This window comes from Devosia sp. P3_B2 (genome assembly GCF_056402875.1).
Genome location: NZ_JBFUGO010000015.1, coordinates 67,284 through 84,998, shown reverse-complemented (window position 1 = coordinate 84,998; position 17,715 = coordinate 67,284). Strand labels below are relative to the sequence as shown.

Sequence of the window (17,715 nt, the reverse complement as noted above, 5' to 3'; positions counted from 1 at the left end):
ATGGTTCAAGCGGCCTCACGGAAGTCGTCACGGAGTGCCGCGATGGCCTTTTCCAGCTCGCCACGTCCAGTGTCGAAGTGGTCGGGCACCAACTCGAGTCCCACGTATCTGCGGCCGGACTGGATGGCAGCAACACCGATGGGCGCAGTACCAGCAAACGGGTCGATAATCAGGTCGCCGGGCTTCGTCAGCAATTCAACGAAGGGAAGCATGACTTCAGGAGGCTTCGGCGTCGGGTGCGCCTTCTGCAGGTAATGCTGTCCGTGGTACGAGTGATGAATAAGGTCGAAGTCGAGGCGCGGGAGCCAACCGTCGAGGCTGCAGACGACCACGCATTCCCTGCCCCTCATCACGTTGTTGACCTTGTCCCAGCGCTTGAATGCGAAGGTCAGCCCAGCGCTCGAGAGGTGGTCGAGCCACTCATATAGCGTCTCGGCTCCGAGCCAGAGGGCGATGTACCCTCCGGGCATCACCAGTTGCCTCAGGTACTCGATGCACCAGAACGGCGGCTCCTTGTCACCAGCGACACGCTGCCCTGTCTGGGATTCGTAATCGATGCCGAAGGGCGGGTCGCAGAATACCAGCTGTGCCTTGACTCCCTCGGCGACCAGTTCAGGCAGCCGCTGCTCGCTGGCGACATTCTCGGAGCGGATTTCACCATGTTGGAAAACCGCACCGGTCGGCTCGGGCGGCGGGTCGTCATTGTCATTCCCGTAGGCCTCAATAGCCGCGAGCTGCTCCTCGGTGGGGCGACCAATGACATTCCGCTTGATGAAGGTTTCCTGCCCGTGGTGAGGAATGCCCTTCTCCAGTACCGCCAGCAGCACGAGGTCGCTTACCTCCCCTCCCTCATTGACGGCCCTCTGAATGGACTTCTCGCTGAGTTCGGTCTTCTCGCTCGCCCAGCACTTGAAGGTGGACAATTTGTCCAGATGGGCCGCAGCGAAGGCGCTCTGCAGCTCGCGAACCAATCGCACCCGCTCAACGTATGAGACGCGGGGGCTCAGTTGAGCAAGAAGGAACTGAACGCGGTCCTGCGCTTCGAATGCTTCCAAGGTGATGGTCATGTATCCGCTCCGTTATTGACACGGAATGGATACTGAATGCTGCTTCGTACGTAAACTGGAATGCTAGTGACTGGTTAACATTCGGCGCTTAGAATGCTTCGATGGTATGCAACACGGAGAACAGGAATGCCCGACCTGAGTGATGCCCGCACGCGCATCCTGAAGCGCCTACACGCCATTGAGACCGAGGCTGAGGTGCTCCGGAAGCAGCTCGACTTGCTCGACCAGGCGCTGGCGCTGGAAGAGCAACGCCCCGCCAATGAGACCGCACGAAGGCGTCCGACCAACCCGCCACGCGCGCAGCTGGTCTCCATCGTGGGGGAGGCTGCGGTGAAGGCGGGCCGTCCGATTTCACGCCAGGAGGCGCTAGCGGCCGTCACGCAGGCTGGACTAACGATTGAAGGCGCGCGACCGATTGAGGTGCTGGCGACAGCGTTATGGCGCGAGAAGGAACACATCACCAAGTTGCCGGAGGGCTATTGGCCCGCTGATAAGCCCCTGCCGTAGGCTACTGGAGACGAGCGATGCAATCAGGAAATGCGAGCCAGATAACCGGCAACGCGGGACTCTATCATGCAGCTTGGCAGCTAACTCGACGCGGCTGGCACGTGATGCCCACGGTGAGGAATGCGCGCGGTTCAGACTTGATAGTCACCAACGCCGAGGAGACGGTCTTCTTCGGTGTTCAGTCGAAGGCGCTCAGCAAGCGTGTTGCGGTTCCTCTCGGGTTGGACCTGGGTCTCTTGAGGTCTGACTGGTGGGTCATCACCATACACGCCCGAACCGACAGTCCAGTCTCGTTCATTCTCAGTCTAGCGGAAGTCCAATCGCTCGCATCCCAGAGTGGCGCCTCACAATGGCTGGAACCTCCGCGATACGACCGCGACGAGTTTCGAGAGGCCTGGGCTCGGCTAGGTGAAGCTGGCTCCTAGCACGGGCTAACGCCCGGCAGTGCGGGGGTGACGATTTCTACCGGCGCCATTAGACTCCGCGAACACCCGGAGGTTTCTATGGAATACGAAGTGCTCGCCGATTCCGACATTCGGGTCTTAGTGGCCAAGGTGAATGAGAAAATCATCACAGGCTGGCGCCCGCAGGGTGGCATCGCCGTGGCCGTCAAGGCCAAAGCTACTCCAATCACCGCCGCCGGGGACCCGTACTACTATCAGGCGATGGTCCGAGGCTGACCGGCCGGTGTCCGACAGGCTAGGAGTCGGTGAGGAGCACGGTAGCGCCTAAACCCGACCGGCGCTTACGCCCGGAAATCCGGGCCAAACAGCCGCTGGTTCGATTCCGGTCCCGGGCACCACTTTTCCATTCCATTTCTGTCGTTCCAGCGGGATGCCCGCAGCGAAGGCTCGCGACCCGGCGAGCTACATCGCAAGCGGCCGGGCACTGTCCGTGCCGACGCACACCATGTGGAAACAGACAGCCGGTCGAGCGGCGAACGCGGGTCCGCTCTAGGCTTGGCACCGAGGTGCTGCCGATCGTGGAGCGGATGAGTAGAGGACCACCGCTCGAGCGGGCTCGTCCGGGTCAGCCGCCGAATGCGAGGGACTGGTTACCGTACGTGGTAACCATGGGCACCTTCTTGGGTGCCGGCACGGTGTACTCGACGGTCTTGGTCTTCACCTTGCCGTCTTTATCGAGGTAGGCGACTTCCTTGGTTAGGACCTGGCCTGTGCTCGCGCAGCCGGCGACCAGCGCCGTCAGGCAAACAACCATAATAATCTTCATTCTAAGCGCACCTATAGCGTCCTTGCAGCATGTCCTGAGCCTCCAATGGCCGGATCAAAGCACGGAATAGCGCCCGTTGAAAGGCGCGGTGGAACTCCCGCTCTTATTGCCCGGTCGCCCCTGAAGCAAGCATGCCAGCCTCGTCCTTTGACGGGTAGGAGTTCGCTGTCACATCGTGTAGACGGCTAGCGGTCTCATGATGCGGTGGCTTGGCCATGAAGCTTCAGAATCGACGGGTGCTGCTGATCATCGGCGGCGGGATCGCGGCCTACAAGGCGCTGGAGGTCATCCGGCGGTTGCGGGATGAGGGCGCGCGGGTGCGCTGCGTGATGACCGCGGCGGCGGCCGAGTTCGTGACGCCGCTGTCGGTGGGGACGCTGAGCGCGGACCGGGTGTTTTCCAATCTGTTCGACCGCAATGACGAGCACGATGTCGGCCATATCCGGTTGTCGCGCGAGGCCGACCTGATCGTGGTGGCACCGGCGACGGCGGACCTGATGGCGAAGCTGGCGACGGGCGCGGCGAGCGATCTGGCGAGCGCGGTGCTGCTGGCGTCGGACAAGCCGGTGTTGATGGCGCCGGCGATGAACCCGCGGATGTGGGCGCATCCGGCGACGCGGCGGAACCGGGCGACGCTGCTGGCGGATGGGGTGGAGTTTGTCGGGCCTAACGCGGGGGCGATGGCGGAGGCCGGCGAAGCTGGCGAGGGGCGGATGGCTGAACCGCACGAGATCGTCGCCGCCGTGGTGGCGCGGCTCGGGGGTGTGGGGCCCTTGGCGGGCAGGAAATTCATCGTGACGTCGGGGCCGACGCATGAGCCGATCGATCCGGTGCGCTACATCGCCAATCGCTCGTCGGGGAAGCAGGGGCATGCGATTGCCGCGGCGCTGGCGAAGCTGGGGGCCGAGGTGCGGCTGGTGAGCGGGCCGGTGGCCGTGGCTGATCCGGCCGGAGTGAGCACGACGCATGTCGAGACGGCGCGCGAGATGCTGGCGGCGGTGGAGAGCGCCCTGCCCGCCGATGGCGCGGTGTTCGTTGCGGCGGTGGCGGACTGGCGGGTCGACAGCGTTGCGACGGACAAGATCAAGAAGCAGCCGGGCGGCGGTGGGGCGCCGAGCCTCAGCATGGTGGAAAACCCCGATATCCTCGCGACGATCGGGCATCATGTGCGCCGGCCGGCGGTTGTCGTGGGGTTTGCCGCCGAGACGCAGGATGTGGTGGCGAACGGACTGGCGAAGCTCGGCCGCAAGGGCGCCGACATCATCGTTGCCAATGATGTTTCGGCGGCCGGCGGCGCGATGGGCGGGGACCGGAACCGGGTAACGCTGCTGACGAGCGACGGCGCGGAGGCGTGGCCGGAGATGGACAAGCAGCAGGTAGCGGAGCGCCTGGCAGAGGTGATCGCCGAACGGCTCAAGGGCGCATGACCAAGTCCGCCGAGCTCTCGCCCTATCATCACTTCACCAAGGCGGAATGGGTGGCGCTGCGAGACGGCGAGCCGATGACGCTGAGCGCCGACGACGTGGTGCGGCTCAGGGCGCTGTCCGACCCGATCTCGCTGGCGGAAGCAGAGCAGGTCTACCTGCCGCTGACGCGACTGCTGTCGCTATACGTCGAGGCGATCCAGGGGCTGCACCGAGTATCCTCGCGCTTTCTCAACACGGACGGTCGCAAAGTGCCGTTCATCATCGGCGTCGCCGGATCGGTGGCGGTGGGGAAATCGACGACGGCGCGCATCCTCCGCGCGCTGCTGCAGCGCTGGCCGTCGAGCCCCAAGGTTGATCTCGTCACCACCGACGGGTTCCTGCACCCCAATGCGGTGCTGAACGAACGCGGCTTGATGCGTCGCAAGGGGTTTCCCGAGAGCTTCGATCGGGGACGGCTGGTCTCCTTCCTGGCGGAGGTGAAATCCGGTGCGCCGGCGCTCGAGGTGCCGATCTACTCGCACCTCGTCTATGACGTTGTGCCGGGCGAGCACATCGTGGTGGACCAGCCCGATATCCTGATCGTCGAGGGACTCAACATCCTGCAGCCGGGGCTGCCCGGAAAGGCCGGCGCGCCGATCCTCTACGCATCGGATTTCCTAGATTTCTCGATCTACATCGACGCCGACGCGGGTGACCTCGAGGCCTGGTATCTTGAGCGGTTCTTCCGGCTCAGGGAGACCGCGTTCCGCAACCCGGCGTCGTTCTTCAAGCGCTATGCCGACATGAGCGAAGAGGAAGCGGGCAAGTTCGGGCTCGACAACTGGCGCTCGATCAACCTGCCCAACCTCGTCGAGAATATCGAGCCGACCCGATCGCGCGCCGACCTGATCCTCCGCAAGGGCAGCGATCATCTGGTGGAGGACGTGCGGTTGCGGTTGGTCTAGCTCACAATGGCACTTCATGGCGCGAGCGGGACGCGCTAGGCTTCCCGCTGCCTGATCACGTGGGGATGACAATGGCCAGCCTGCTTACCCTCACCTATTCCTCGCCGACGCTCGATGTTGCCCGCGGTGAAGAGCTCGTCACCCAGGGCATGCCCGGGCGCGATCTCTATGTACTGGAAAGCGGCAAGTTCGTGGTCGAGCGCGATGGTGTCGAGATCGCGACGATCGAGCACTCGGATGCGATGATCGGCGAGATGTCGGTGCTGCTCGGTAGGCCCCACAGCGCCACGGTGCGGGCCGAACGCGACAGCAAGGTGCGGGTGGTGCGGGATGCGATGCGCATTCTCGAGAAGCACCCTGAGCTGGCGCTGCGGATCGCCATGCTGCAGAGCCAGCGGCTCGATGCCACTTCGGCACTGCTGGTGCAGCTCAACGGCGAAACCGCGGACAAGCCGAGCGAACAGACCTTGATCGGGCGGATCTTCTCGACGCTGATGGCGCCGCCCAAGCCGCACTGACGGCCGGTCGCTAGATCGCGACCAGGCCTTCGCGCAGGATGATCGAGACCGCGTCGGCGCGGTTGCGGGCGTGGAGCTTTTCAAGGATCGCGGTGACGTGGAACTTGGCCGTGTGCACCGAGATATCGAGCGCGCGCGCGATGACCTTGTTCGAGGCGCCATCGACCAGCAGTTCAGCGACCTGGCGCTCGCGCTGGCTGAGGCGCGGCAGCAGCGAGGCGGGAAGGCGCTGGTTGTCGGCACGCTCGACGGTTTCGCGCTCCAGCGCGTAGCCGGCCCCGATGAGGGTTGCAGCGGCGAGGATCAGGCCGGGATCCAGGCTATCGATGGCGTTGCGGCGCGCTTCGTCTGCGCCGATCCGCAGCACGCGGTGCGGGCCGGTGACGCCGCCCAGCGACGTCGGGCGATCGGTAATGGTGACGGCCGCCTCTTCCGCGTCCGCTTCGTATAGGTCGTGGCGACCGGCGATCAGCGTGCGAAGCACCTGTTCGAGGGCCGGATCGGTGAGATCGAACGCGACGCCGAGGACCAGTCCGCCAAGGACGGACTGGGCGACCGGGCCCTCAGTTTCGAGGGCGCTCGCCGATGTTGATCTCGAGTTCCAATGCACTGCCACCGCGTAGCACTCCCAAGCTGATATTCGTCCCGACGGTGCCGGTGCTCAAACGATCGGCGACGTCGCCGACGGAATGCACCTGGTCACCACCCCATGTGGTGATTATGTCGCCAACAAGGAAGCCCCCGCGTGCAGCAGGACTATCCGGCTCGAGGCCGACGACGATGGCGCCGCCGTCCTTGCCGAGCGGATGGAGGCTGACGCCGAGCCAGCCGCGCGGGATATAGCCCTTTTCGCTGAGGGTGGCGACGGCACGGGCGATGGTCGCGGCGGGGATGGCAAGGGTGCGGCGGCGGGCGCCGGTGACCGCCATGCCGATGAGGCTGCCATCCGGCGCGACGACCGCGCCGCCCTCGCTGCGGGTCGAAAGGCGGAGACCGAGAGTGATGCGCGCATCGATGTCGCCACCGCGCATGCTGCGCCAGGCGGGGCCAACCTCAGTGACGGAAGCAAGGCCCGAGAGGACGGAGTGTTCGCCACGGCCGACGAGCACGGCGAGCGAGCCGGGCTCGGGCTGCGCAGCCTGCGTCCAGTCGGGGAATTCACCGGTCTCGAACTTCAGCAGCACCACGTCGGTGGTGGCGTCGCGGCCGGCGATCTGGGCCGAGACGACGCTGCCGTCGGCCTTCAGAACGGCGACTTCGTCCTCGGCTTCCAGCGCCTCGTCGGCGGTGATGGCGAGGCCGGTGCGCCAGATGAAGCCCGAGAGTTCGCGGCCATCGCGGCCCTGGATGGCGATGATACGGGGAGCGATTGACGCAGTGAGAGCTGCGAGGGAGGCGGAAAGCGCCTGGAGTTCGGGGAAGGACATGTGAGTGGCCTTGTTGCGATGTTGCCGAAAATCTGCGCCCGGACCGGCCGGCTCGAAAGCTCCCCATATGGGCAGGATCGCCGCGCTGGCTCGCGAAACCCACATTAGCGGGACGAAATCCGGAGTATTCCGATGCCGCAAGCCCTGCCCTTTCCCACCCCCGACCAGCGCCTGCTCGATGTCTATTCGCTCACTGTGTCCGAAGTCGCCGAGGCGGTCGGACCGGCAGTGGGCATGGTGACGACCGACGGCAAGGGACATGGCTCGGGCGTAGTGCTGTCGCAGGACGGGCTGGTGGTGACCAACTCGCACGTGGTGGGCAACCACAAGGACGTGCACGTCGCGCTGCCCGATGGTCACCGGCTGGCCGGGCGAGTGCTGGGGGCGGATCCGGATACCGATCTCGCCATCCTCAAAGTCGATGGCAGCGCGCTGCCGATCGCGGCGCTGGGCGACAGCGGCAGCCTGAAGCGCGGGCACATCGCGATCGCCATCGGCAATCCGCTGGGGTTCGAGTCGACGGTGACCGCGGGGGTGATCTCGGCGCTGGGGCGGAGCTTGAGGTCGCCCTCGGGGAGGCCGATCGAGGATGTGATTCAGACGGATGCGGCGCTGAACCCGGGGAACTCGGGTGGCGCGCTGGTCTCGAGCCTTGGCGAGGTGGTTGGCATCAGCACTGCGATGATCGCTGGCGCGCAGGGCATCTGCTTTGCGGTGGCGAGCAACACGGTGAAGCTGGTGCTAGGCGAAGTGCTGCAGCACGGCGAAGTGCGGCGGGCTTATCTGGGCGTTGCCGCCGATACGGTGAACCTGCCGCGGCGAGTTGCGGATGCGGCGCATGTCGGCAGCCGCACCGGCGCGGTGCTGCACTCGATTGTCGAGGGCGGGCCGGCGGCGCGGGCCGGAGTGCGCGAGGGCGATGTGCTCTTGAGCCTCGATGGGCGGCCAGTGGAAGGCCCGGGGCCGCTGCTGCGGATGCTGACGGCGGACGCTATCGGGCGGCGGGTGCGGCTGCAGGTGCTGCGGCAGGGGCGGCTGCTGGAACTGGATGCCGTGCTGACGCAGCGGCCGAGTGGGCCGGAGGCGCGGTAGGGGCCCCCTCCACCGGCGTCATTCCCGCGAAGGCGGGAACCTAGTGCGATCTCTCAACAACCGTGGAAGCTGAGGCGTCCCACTGGGTCCCCGCCTTCGCGGGGATGACGGCGGTGGGTGGGGATGGAAGAACCAAGCGCCAGCCCGACCGTCTTGCTGCTGTGACTACCGTTCAATACGGTGGCGGAGTGGCGGAGGACAGTAGAATGGCGGCTGAGTGCAAGGTTATTCGTGGCGGCCTGGGCTTTCACGGCAAGCAGGGGCTCGATTACTTCGCCGGCGTTTCGGCGGAGTCGGCGGGCGCCAAGGGCATTTGCATGCACATGGCCGTGCTCCCGCCGGGGGCCGAGGCGAAGCCGCACTATCACGAGGCGCATGAGACAGCGATCTTCCAGATCGAGGGCTCGACGTCGTTCCGGCATGGGCCGAACCTCGAGTTCACCGATGTGGTCAACGAGGGCGACTACGTCTACATCCCCGCCGGCGTGCCGCACCAGCCGTTCAACCCGACCAGCAAGATGGCGCGAGCGCTGATCGCGCGAACCGACCCCAACGAGCAGGAAAGCGTGGTGCTGATCTAGGAGCGCTCGCGATGCAGAAGCTGCTCATCCTCCAGTCGCTCTGGTCCATGCTCGGCCTCAAGGGCGCGCCGCCCGAGCGGTCGCTCGAGGTCAATGTCGAGATGATCGCCAATGCCGGGTTCGACGGGTTCGGCACGCTGTGGGTCGACCCGGACGAGGCGCAGCGGGCCGCGCGGCTGGCGAAATCGGCTGGGCTGGTGGTCGAGGGGCTGTGCTTTCCCACCGATGTCGAGAGTCTGTTGCCGGCGCTGGAATGGGGCGCGGCGTTCGGCGTGCACCATATCAACATCCAGCCCAACCTTCGGCCGCGTACGCTGGCCGAGGCGGTGCGGATTGCCGAGGGCTGGCTGAAGATCAGCGAACAAGTGCCGTTCCCGGTCTATGTCGAGACGCATCGCGATCGGATGACCAACGACCTCCATTTCACGCTCGACCTGATCGCCGCCCTGCCCGAGCTGAAGCTGCTCGGCGACCTCTCTCACTATGTGGTCGGTCGGGAGATCGTCCTCCCCGTGTCCGACGAGATCGAGGCACAGATCGCGACGGTGCTGGAGCATTGCTGGGCCTTCCACGGCCGGGTGGCGAGCAGCGAGCAGGTGCAGCTGCCGCTGTCGTTCCCGCAGCACGCGCCATGGCTCGAGCAGTTCGGTACTTGGTGGCGGAACGGCTTTGCCGACTGGAAGAACCGGGCTGGCCCGGACGATGCGCTGAGCTTCGTGTGCGAGCTGGGACCGCAGCCTTACGCCATTGCCGGGGCGGACGGGGCGGACCTGACCGACCGTTGGGCGGAATCGCTGCAGCTGCGCGACCTGGCGCGGGCGGCGTGGGGCCGAACGATAAATTGATCGACAGCCAACTTCGCGGCGCCATAATGGTGCGCAAGCTGAAGTAGTAGAACGTTCTGGTGGGCGGCCTTTTACGGGGGCGGGTTCCGTGCAGACAAAGACGATCGGCAATAACGGCCCGTCGCGGCGGGCGTTTCTTCTGGGTGCGGCGAGTTTCGGCGGGCTCGCGCTGAGCGGCTGCTCGGCGATGGTGGGCAGCCGGCAGATGACGCTGCCCAACCTGCTGCCGGCGGTGATCTCGCCCTACTATCTGCAGATCTACGGCGCGATGCCGGAGGAGCGGTACCCGGTGCCGGCGGTCAACCTCAACAAGGTGGATCAGGCATTCCTGCGGACCGAGGTGGACGACCCGACGGGCGAGCGGCCGGGCACCATCGTCGTCGAGACCTCGCAGCGCTACCTCTACCTGGTGCAGGACGGTGGCCGTGCCATCCGCTATGGCGTCGGGATCGGGCGCGACGGGTTCACTTGGTCGGGGCGCGGCAGCATTGGGCGCAAGGCGCAGTGGCCGACGTGGTATCCGCCATCGTCGATGATGCAGCGTCAGCCCGAGACGCGGGAGTTTGCGGGCGGCATGCCTGGCGGGCTGAACAACCCGCTGGGGGCACGGGCGATGTACATCTATCGCGGCGGGGTGGACACGATCTACCGCATCCACGGCACGCGCGAGTACTGGAGCATCGGCAAGGCGGTGTCGTCGGGCTGCGTGCGGCTGATCAACCAGGACGTGATCGATCTCTACTCGCGGGTTTCCGTCGGCACGCCGATCATCGTCAACGGCTAGCTAGTCCCTTTGGCGCGTCATCGTCGCCTTGGGGACCGGGCAGTTCATCTTGCCGGTGAAGGGATCGAGCGTACAGGTCGGCCAGATGTGACAGGTCATCTTGCCGGTGAACGGATCGAGGGTGCAGTTTGGCGGGATGCTGTCGCTGTTGTTCCGCCCGGCGGAAGCGGGGCCGGCACCCAGGGTGGCAGCGAGAACGGCGGAAAGCAGAACGATGCGGAGCATGGTCGTGATCCTCTCGGCTAGTTCTATGCCGGTGATGCTGGGACGCGACGCCTGAACGTCGGCTGAGCGCGGTATTCAGCCGGAACCAAAGCGCCGGGACGGCCATTGAACGCTAGCCATGGGAGGGAATGGAATGGCTGCTGTAAGGACGAAAGGGACGCCGAAGGCGGCGCAAGTCGACCAGGTCATCGACGAGAACGGGATGCCGATTTCGCTGCCCGAGGACTCGTCGCTGCAGGTCACCCGCGATGTCGAGGAGACGATCGGCGCGACCGGGCCGACCAACTGGTGGCAAATGGGGCTGATCGGGGTGGGGATCGTCGTGGTGATCCTGCTCGGGTTCCAGCTGCTCGCCAGCAATACCCGCGCGCCGGTGACCGCACCCGCGGCAACGACGACCGCGCAATGAAAAAGGCCCGGGACGTGCCCGGGCCTTGATCTCGATGTTCTGAAACTCAGCCCTGGATGGGCGAGAGCTGGATTTCGACGCGGCGGTTCTGCGCGCGGCCGGACTCAGTGCCGTTCGAGGCGATCGGATCCTCTTCGCCCTTGCCGGTGATATAGAAGCGGCGCTGGTCGACGCCCTGGCTGGCGAGGATGGTCGCGACCGCGGTGGCGCGGCGCTGGCTCAGCTCCTGGTTGTAGCTGTCCGAACCCTGCGAGTCGGTGTGGCCGTAGACGTCGATGACGGTCTTGTTGAACTTCTTCAGCACGAGGCCGACCGAAACCAGGGTTTCGCTGAACTGCGGCTGCACCGTCGCCGAGTCGGTGGCGAAGGTGATGTTGGACGGCATGTTGAGGATGATCTGCTGGCCGACGCGGGTGACCGACACGCCCGTGCCCTGCAGCTGAGCGCGAAGCTCGGCTTCCTGCTGATCCATGTAGCTGCCGATGGCCGCGCCGGTGAGGCCGCCGACGCCCGCGCCGATCAGCGCCGCAACGCGCGGGTCATTGCCGGTAGCAGCACCGATGATGCCGCCGACGACTGCGCCGCCGCCCGCGCCGATCAGGGCGCCGCCGGTGGTGTTCGAGAGCTGGCTCTGGCCGGTATAGGGATTGATCGAAGTACAGGCGCTCAGCGACAGGGCCGCGAGGCCGGCGATCAGAATCTTGGATTTCATGGACGTCCCCCGTAGGTGTGGCGCTGGTTCTCGCCACCGATTGCGGCAGCAAGGTGTTCGCCTTCTGCCATTTGCCCGCGCCGACGTTAGATCAGGATCGCGTTGTGTTGAAGCGGTCGTTTTACCGGCGATCAGCCGTGCGCCCAGCCGCCATCGACGAGGAAATCCTGGCCGGAGATCATCTTCGAATCGTCGGCAGCGAGGAACAGCACCATGCGGGCAATGTCCTCGGGGTACAGCCGGCCCTTCACCGGCTGGACCTGCTCCAGCATGGCAAAGGCCTCGGGCGTGGCCCAGAGCTTGAGCTGCCGTTCGGTCATGATCCAGCCCGGAACGAGCGTGTTGGCGCGGATCCCGTGCTTGCCGTATTCGCGCGCCATCGAGCGCGACATGCCGTGGGCGCCGGCCTTGGCCGAGGTGTAGACGGTCAACTCGGGGGTGTTGGTCATCCAGCTGACCGAACCGAAATTGATGATCGAGCCCCTGCCCGCTGCAATCATCCCCGGTGCCACCGCCTGCGTGGCAAAGAACGCGTGCTTGAGGTTGACGGCCATGTTGCGGTCCCACGCCTCGGGCGTCATCTCGGCAATGGTGTGCCGCGTGTCGTTGGCCGCGTTGTTGACCAGCGCCAGGGCCGGGCCGTGCACCGCCTCGAAATCACGGATAGCGGCCTGGTAGGCGGCGATATCGGTGATATCGCAGCGGGTGAACTTCACCGTGGCACCGGCGGCGTTCAGTTCAGCGGCGAGCTTGTTGCCGGCCTCCTCGGCGATGTCGACGAAACCGACCTTCGAACCCTGCTCGGCAAAGGCGCGGACCACGCCCTCGCCGATACCGGAGGCGCCGCCGGAGACGACGACGGGCGTGCCTTTGAGGCTGGGATAGATGGCGTAGTCGGACACGGAAACCCCCCGGGGAACTGTTGTTGGCGGGGGATTTAGCGTGAGGGACGGCGCGCGGCAAGGGAGACCCGTACGCGAGGGTACGCGGACGCACGATTTGTCACCGGGAAGACATATCCGCTGGCTAGGGAGCACTTCCCTCCCCTCACGAAGTCCGCGCGCCATGTCCCTCGATCTCGTCAAGCCCGCCCAGATTGCCCTGCTCAATGGTCCGCCGCAGGCGGAGCGGGATCGACTCGATGCGCTGGAGCGCACCGAGGCCAACCATGCCGCGGCGATGGCCGGGCTCGAATGCCTGCAGCGGGTGGAGGCACCGGCGACGGGCCGTAGCGAGGTGCTGGCGTTTCCGCTGACCGTCGCTGCCTGGAACCTCGAGCGCTGCTATGCGGTGGAGCAATCCGCGGCGATGCTGAAGCGCGAGGGCGCCGACATCGCGCTGCTGTCGGAGGTCGACAACGGCATGGCGCGGACCGGTCAGCGGCACACGTCGCGCGATGTCGCCGGGGAGCTGGATATGGCTTACGCGTTCGGGGTGGAATTCCTGGAACTGGAGCTTGGCGCCGAAGTGGAACTCGAGTTCTGCAAGGACAACTTCAACCGGCATGGTTTTCACGGCAACGCGCTGTTGGCCCGGACGGCACTGCAGGCGCCGGTGATGATCCGGCTGGAAGCGCATGGGCACTGGTTCACGCCCGAGAGCCCGGCGCGGCGGGTGGGCACGCGGTGTGCCATCGCGGCGAGCGTGATGACCACCGAGGGTCCGCTCCATGCGGTGTCGGTGCATCTCGAGAACCGCGGCGACGCTGGCTACCGCGAGGCGCAGGTGCGCGGGCTGATCGATGCGATCGACAGGCTGGCTGGGGACGCCCCGGTGATTATCGGCGGCGATCTCAATACCGGGCTCGCGGATGGCGGCGACTTCGAGAAGGAGACGCTGTTCGCCCACGCCTATGGGCGCGGCTTCGAGCGGCACGGTGGGCCGATCGGGCAATCGACGACGCGGCCGAGCCGGGTGAGCCGCAGCCCGCGCGGAACGTGGAAGCTCGACTGGTTCCTGACGCGCGGGCTGGTGGTGGAGGAGAGCCGCATCGTGCCGTCGGTGGCGCCCGATGGCGAGGTGCTGTCGGATCACGATATGGTCGTGGGGACGGTGGCGGGGTTCGTTCGCTGAGACTGGATGTCTCGGCCATCTCTCCCCTTGTGGGAGAGAAAGCGATTTCTTGGGCTTAGCGTTTGCTAAGTCGTAGAAATCTCAAGAGCGGGGATCATGGGAGGCACGATGGCTCCGCGCCCCCCCTCTTGCGAAAACTTGGGCTTAGCAAACGCTAAGCCCAAGTTTTCGCTTTCTCCCCCGCCAAGGGGGAGATGAGGCCGGTGGCCCTCAATCAGACCGAGTCGTCCTCGACGATCACCTTGCCGGTCGGCGCCACGTCCATGGCCTCGACCTTCTGCAGCAGCTGCTCGATCTTCTCGACATTGGCGATATGCCGCGTCTCCATCGAGAAGTTCAGCGTGATGTACTCGCGGCCGGGACAGAAGGTGCAGATGTTGGCCGCCGGGTGCCAGGCGCCGCAATAGATCGGCTCCATCATGCCGTGAGTCATCGGACCGTAAGTGCGGTGCGGCGGGACCAGGGTGAGCACAATGTGGATGCCGCCGTTGAAGCGCCAGAAGCGCTTGTTGGGCAGCGCCGGCACCAGCCGGTTCAGCGTGCGCAGCGACTTGAACATCGAGTTCATCATCACCTGGAACTTGGTGATGTCTTTCTTCTCGATCTTGTCGATGGTGTCGTCGACCTTGCGGACGTACTCGACGAAATCGTCGATCACCTCGAACTTGGCCTCGAGCGCACGGACGCGGAAGAAATCGTCATCGGCGTCGTGGCGCTTGCCATCGAGCATGGTGTAGGCGGCGCCGATCACCTTTTTCGACATGTGCCGATCCTCGCCCTCGCCGTTGAGGGCGTGGGTGACGAGCGCGAACATCAGCGAGCGCTGGCGCACGCCGAGCTTGTTGGCAAGCAGCCGCAGACGATGACGCTTCAGCGCCAGGGTCTTGAAGCCCCACGGCTTTTCGGCCGGAGCGAGAATGTTGGCGAGGGTGATGTACATGAAGGTCATGCCCCAGCCGCGGAGCGTGCCCTTGATGCGGGCGCCGAGGCCGACCTTGTTGGACTTGTCGGACATGACGCCGTGGCCGGCGGAGGCCGAGCGGGTGAGCAGCGCCGAGTCGGAGCCCTCGAGCAGCGCGTGGCTCGAGCGGACTTGGATCATCGAGGCGCGGCCATCGGCGTCGGGACCGCCGCGGCGGACGACGGCGGAGACGCGGAACAGCGGCAGGTCGTCACGCTCGAAGATATCGGGCGACTTCGACACCCACTTGTCCGGATAGCCATCGAACTCGTCGACTTCCTCGACATGGGTGATGGCATCGAGCAGGTGCTTGGGGAACGGCTGGCCCGGGCGCGCACCGACGAAGCCGTGGCTCAGCTGCGGGGCCAGCGCCACCATGTCGGCGACTAGGTTGCCGAGAGATTCCTTGGTGAAATGGGACTTCGAGGCGGCGGTGAAGAACACCGTGTCGCGCGCCTCGTAGAGGAACCACTGGAAATCGGTGAACAGGGCCTGCGGATGCTTGTTGACGGCGGCCAGCGCCAGATCGAGAACTTCGGCGTGGTCGTTGGCGAAGCTGGACGAAGAGAAGCTCTTCATGGCGGATCCCCCTGTTTCCGTGCGGTTGATACTATCGGACGCCAAAGCCGGGTCAACGGAAAGGCATCAGGGCCGTTAATCCGGTTGGAACGGCTGTTAGGGCGCAACTGACACGACGGCGCTGAACCCATTCTGAACGGATCATAGCACCCGCTTCGAGAGCCACCTGTGACGCCCCGCGCACATCTGTTTGATTGGCAGTCGGCCCCCCATTGTTTAGGATGGTTCCAAGGTTCGTCGGCAAGGCTCAGTCCGGCCAATGACTTGTATTGGTCGCCGCGCGGCGAATTGACCTATGTCAATGCCGATGCGACGGGGCTAGCTATCGGTTCGCAGGTGGGGTCGCCAGCAGGCGCGTGGCTCTGCGCTACGAGATCTGCACTACGAGAGTGGGACAATGGACTATCGCGGGTTTTTCGAGGACGCCGTCGACACCTTGCGGCAGGAAAAACGCTACCGCGTTTTCGCCGACCTCGAACGAATTGCCGGGCGTTTCCCCCGAGCCATCTTCCGGGACAATGCCGATAACCAGCGCGAGATCACCATCTGGTGCTCCAACGACTATCTGGGCATGGGCCAGCACCCGGTGACCATCGCCGCGATGCAGGAGACCGCCGCCAAGCTCGGCGTCGGCGCCGGCGGCACGCGCAACATCTCAGGCACCAACCGTCCGCTGGTCGAGCTGGAGCGTTCGCTCGCCGACCTCCACCGCAAGGAAGGCGCCCTGGTCTTCACCTCCGGCTTCGTTTCGAACGAAGCCGCGATCGCCACCATTGCGCGGCTCTTGCCGGATTGCGTGATCTTTTCCGACCAGCTCAACCACGCCTCGATGATCCAGGGCGTGCGCCAGTCGGGCATGGAAAAGAAGATCTTCCGGCACAACGACGCGGGCCATCTGCGCGAGTTGCTCGCCTCGGTCGACAAGAAGCGGCCCAAGCTGATCGTCTTCGAGTCGATCTACTCGATGGACGGCGATGTGGCGCCGATCGCCGAGATCTGCGACCTGGCCGAGGAATTCGGCGCGCTGACCTATATCGACGAAGTGCACGCGGTGGGCATGTACGGCCCGCGCGGCGGCGGCGTGGCTGAGCGCGACGGGCTGATGGGCCGGATCGACATCGTCGAGGGCACGCTGGCCAAGGGCTTCGGCGTGATGGGCGGCTATATCGCCGCCAACCAGGCGATCATCGACGCAGTGCGCTCCTATGCACCGGAGTTCATCTTCACCACCGCCCTGCCCCCGGCTTTGTGCGCGGCGGCGCGCGCCTCGATCGAGCACCTCAAGAGCTCAACGGTGGAGCGCGATGGCCAGCAGCGCCAGGCGCAGCTGACCAAGGACATTCTCGGCGATGCCGGCCTGCCGGTGCTGAAGACCGACACGCATATCGTGCCGATCATTGTCGGCGATGCGCGGCTGTGCAAAGCGGCGAGCGACATGCTGCTGGAAAAGCACAATATCTACATCCAGCCGATCAACTACCCCACTGTGCCCAAGGGCACCGAGCGGCTGCGCATCACGCCGACGCCGCTGCACACCGACGAGATGATCATCGAGCTGCGCCACGCGCTGGTGAGCGTCTGGGCCAGCCTCGAGCTGCCGCGCGAGCGGCCGACCGAGAAGGTCAGCTCGAACAAGCTGATGGGTGGGGATCTGACGCTGACGGGCGCTGGCGGCTGAGATAATCGCCTTCTCCCCTTGTGGGAGAAGGCGATCACCGAACCATTACGCCTGGACCGCCTCTTCCAGCCTGAACCCCCGCGCCCAGATCTCCCCGCTCCCTGCCAGTTGCAGCCCATAGCGGATCAGCGCCGCGGTTTCCGGCACCGCCATCACCACCTCCCGCCCGGTCCAGCCGAAATCGCCCCGTGCCGGCGTGTTCGCCACGTTGATCGGGCGGCCGTCAGCGGCGTCGAGCTTCAGCCAAATGGCGCCTCGCTCGACCGCCTTGCCCATCAGTTCGGCGCCGAGCCGCACTGTCTTGCCGCGCCAGGCGTCGGCCGGGATGGTTCGCATTAGGCCGCCGAACTCGTCGACATCGACGATGCCGTTGGGGCTGGTAGAGGCGACGCGCATGGCGTCCGGAATGTCGGGATCGAGGCCGGCGCGATAGGCGTTGCCGCGGCCGATGCCGGTGAGGGTCCAGCCGGCCGGCAGGGTCGGTGGGGACTCTTCGAGGCGGATGCGGGCGGCGAGCGTGTTCCAGTCGGCAAAGCCGAACTGCAGCGCCACCAGTTCGAGGCAATCGGAGTGGCCGAGCTCGAGCTTCTTATCAGCGAGGCCCTGGCGGAGCGCGCGGGCCATCTGCTTGGCATCAAGGAAGGTCTGCATGGTCT

General features: G+C 65.5%; 21 protein-coding genes. 12 read left to right on the top strand and 9 right to left on the bottom strand.

Going from position 1 to position 17,715, the window contains the following annotated elements; genetic code table 11:
* Window positions 1-5: 5 nt before the first annotated feature.
* A complete protein-coding gene (locus tag AC1DV8_RS20215; protein WP_477158682.1) occupies window positions 6-1,067 on the bottom strand; it encodes a DNA-methyltransferase in 1,062 nt (353 codons plus the stop codon).
* 126 nt (window positions 1,068-1,193) lie between these two features.
* Here AC1DV8_RS20215 and AC1DV8_RS20210 point away from each other — a divergent pair, with 126 nt between their 5' ends.
* A complete protein-coding gene (locus AC1DV8_RS20210; protein WP_477158681.1) occupies window positions 1,194-1,574 on the top strand; it encodes a hypothetical protein in 381 nt (126 codons plus the stop codon).
* A gap of 503 nt (window positions 1,575-2,077) precedes the next feature.
* Window positions 2,078-2,254: a hypothetical protein gene (locus tag AC1DV8_RS20205; RefSeq protein ID WP_477158680.1), complete on the top strand. Its 177-nt coding sequence runs from the start codon at window positions 2,078-2,080 to the stop codon at window positions 2,252-2,254.
* Window positions 2,255-2,603: 349 nt separating this feature from the next.
* On the opposite strand, the gene AC1DV8_RS20200 is transcribed toward AC1DV8_RS20205, so the two are convergent.
* A complete protein-coding gene (locus tag AC1DV8_RS20200) occupies window positions 2,604-2,804 on the bottom strand; it encodes a hypothetical protein (RefSeq protein ID WP_477150427.1) in 201 nt (66 codons plus the stop codon).
* Window positions 2,805-3,019: 215 nt separating this feature from the next.
* On the opposite strand from AC1DV8_RS20200, the gene coaBC reads away from it, so the two are divergent.
* From coaBC to AC1DV8_RS20185, 3 genes are all read left to right on the top strand, one after another.
* Window positions 3,020-4,231 carry a bifunctional phosphopantothenoylcysteine decarboxylase/phosphopantothenate--cysteine ligase CoaBC gene (coaBC, locus tag AC1DV8_RS20195; protein ID WP_477158679.1) on the top strand — a complete coding sequence of 404 codons (1,212 nt, stop codon included), beginning with the start codon at window positions 3,020-3,022 and terminating at the stop codon, window positions 4,229-4,231.
* Complete coding sequence (coaA, locus tag AC1DV8_RS20190) at window positions 4,228-5,175, top strand: type I pantothenate kinase (protein ID WP_477150425.1); 948 nt, start codon at window positions 4,228-4,230, stop codon at window positions 5,173-5,175. The genes coaBC and coaA overlap by 4 nt, the downstream gene beginning before the upstream one ends.
* A gap of 71 nt (window positions 5,176-5,246) precedes the next feature.
* The gene (locus AC1DV8_RS20185; RefSeq protein WP_477150424.1) at window positions 5,247-5,693 is read left to right on the top strand and encodes a cyclic nucleotide-binding domain-containing protein; all 447 of its coding nucleotides are present in this window, start codon (window positions 5,247-5,249) and stop codon (window positions 5,691-5,693) included.
* 10 nt (window positions 5,694-5,703) lie between these two features.
* Here the strand turns inward: AC1DV8_RS20185 and AC1DV8_RS20180 are convergent, their stop codons facing one another.
* Together AC1DV8_RS20180 and AC1DV8_RS20175 are read right to left on the bottom strand one after the other, a co-directional pair.
* Window positions 5,704-6,309: a helix-turn-helix transcriptional regulator gene (locus AC1DV8_RS20180; protein WP_477158678.1), complete on the bottom strand. Its 606-nt coding sequence runs from the start codon at window positions 6,307-6,309 to the stop codon at window positions 5,704-5,706.
* On the bottom strand, window positions 6,257-7,120 hold the full coding sequence (locus AC1DV8_RS20175; RefSeq protein WP_477150422.1) for a S1C family serine protease: 864 nt from the start codon (window positions 7,118-7,120) through the stop codon (window positions 6,257-6,259). Before AC1DV8_RS20175 ends, AC1DV8_RS20180 begins: the two co-directional genes overlap by 53 nt.
* A gap of 132 nt (window positions 7,121-7,252) precedes the next feature.
* Here AC1DV8_RS20175 and AC1DV8_RS20170 point away from each other — a divergent pair, with 132 nt between their 5' ends.
* The 4 genes from AC1DV8_RS20170 (at window position 7,253) to AC1DV8_RS20155 (ending at window position 10,422) form a co-directional block, all read left to right on the top strand.
* On the top strand, window positions 7,253-8,212 hold the full coding sequence (locus AC1DV8_RS20170; RefSeq protein WP_477150421.1) for a S1C family serine protease: 960 nt from the start codon (window positions 7,253-7,255) through the stop codon (window positions 8,210-8,212).
* Window positions 8,213-8,418: 206 nt separating this feature from the next.
* Complete coding sequence (locus AC1DV8_RS20165; RefSeq protein WP_477150420.1) at window positions 8,419-8,793, top strand: cupin domain-containing protein; 375 nt, start codon at window positions 8,419-8,421, stop codon at window positions 8,791-8,793.
* Window positions 8,794-8,804: 11 nt separating this feature from the next.
* Window positions 8,805-9,638 carry a sugar phosphate isomerase/epimerase gene (locus tag AC1DV8_RS20160; RefSeq protein ID WP_477158677.1) on the top strand — a complete coding sequence of 278 codons (834 nt, stop codon included), beginning with the start codon at window positions 8,805-8,807 and terminating at the stop codon, window positions 9,636-9,638.
* Between the two features lie 88 nt (window positions 9,639-9,726).
* Window positions 9,727-10,422, top strand: a complete 696-nt coding sequence (locus tag AC1DV8_RS20155; RefSeq protein WP_477150418.1) for a L,D-transpeptidase — start codon at window positions 9,727-9,729, stop codon at window positions 10,420-10,422.
* Here AC1DV8_RS20155 and AC1DV8_RS20150 read toward each other — a convergent pair whose 3' ends face one another.
* Entirely contained in the window at window positions 10,423-10,647 is a 225-nt protein-coding gene (locus AC1DV8_RS20150; protein WP_477150417.1) for a hypothetical protein, read from the bottom strand. It abuts the gene before it with no gap.
* Between the two features lie 133 nt (window positions 10,648-10,780).
* On the opposite strand from AC1DV8_RS20150, the gene AC1DV8_RS20145 reads away from it, so the two are divergent.
* A complete protein-coding gene (locus AC1DV8_RS20145) occupies window positions 10,781-11,056 on the top strand; it encodes a hypothetical protein (protein WP_477150416.1) in 276 nt (91 codons plus the stop codon).
* Between the two features lie 46 nt (window positions 11,057-11,102).
* On the opposite strand, the gene AC1DV8_RS20140 is transcribed toward AC1DV8_RS20145, so the two are convergent.
* Together AC1DV8_RS20140 and AC1DV8_RS20135 are read right to left on the bottom strand one after the other, a co-directional pair.
* Entirely contained in the window at window positions 11,103-11,768 is a 666-nt protein-coding gene (locus AC1DV8_RS20140; RefSeq protein WP_477150415.1) for a YiaD family glycine zipper/OmpA-like lipoprotein, read from the bottom strand.
* A gap of 131 nt (window positions 11,769-11,899) precedes the next feature.
* Entirely contained in the window at window positions 11,900-12,670 is a 771-nt protein-coding gene (locus AC1DV8_RS20135; RefSeq protein WP_477158676.1) for an SDR family NAD(P)-dependent oxidoreductase, read from the bottom strand.
* A gap of 163 nt (window positions 12,671-12,833) precedes the next feature.
* Here AC1DV8_RS20135 and AC1DV8_RS20130 point away from each other — a divergent pair, with 163 nt between their 5' ends.
* Window positions 12,834-13,841 (top strand): endonuclease/exonuclease/phosphatase family protein, encoded by a 1,008-nt coding sequence (locus tag AC1DV8_RS20130; protein ID WP_477158675.1) that lies wholly within the window; start codon window positions 12,834-12,836, stop codon window positions 13,839-13,841.
* 214 nt (window positions 13,842-14,055) lie between these two features.
* Here the strand turns inward: AC1DV8_RS20130 and AC1DV8_RS20125 are convergent, their stop codons facing one another.
* Window positions 14,056-15,381, bottom strand: a complete 1,326-nt coding sequence (locus AC1DV8_RS20125) for a WS/DGAT domain-containing protein (protein WP_477158674.1) — start codon at window positions 15,379-15,381, stop codon at window positions 14,056-14,058.
* Window positions 15,382-15,778: 397 nt separating this feature from the next.
* Between AC1DV8_RS20125 and hemA the strand changes: the two genes are divergently transcribed.
* Window positions 15,779-17,059 (top strand): 5-aminolevulinate synthase, encoded by a 1,281-nt coding sequence (gene hemA / locus AC1DV8_RS20120; RefSeq protein WP_477158673.1) that lies wholly within the window; start codon window positions 15,779-15,781, stop codon window positions 17,057-17,059.
* Window positions 17,060-17,104: 45 nt separating this feature from the next.
* On the opposite strand, the gene AC1DV8_RS20115 is transcribed toward hemA, so the two are convergent.
* A complete protein-coding gene (locus tag AC1DV8_RS20115; RefSeq protein ID WP_477158672.1) occupies window positions 17,105-17,710 on the bottom strand; it encodes a glyoxalase superfamily protein in 606 nt (201 codons plus the stop codon).
* Window positions 17,711-17,715: the final 5 nt, after the last annotated feature.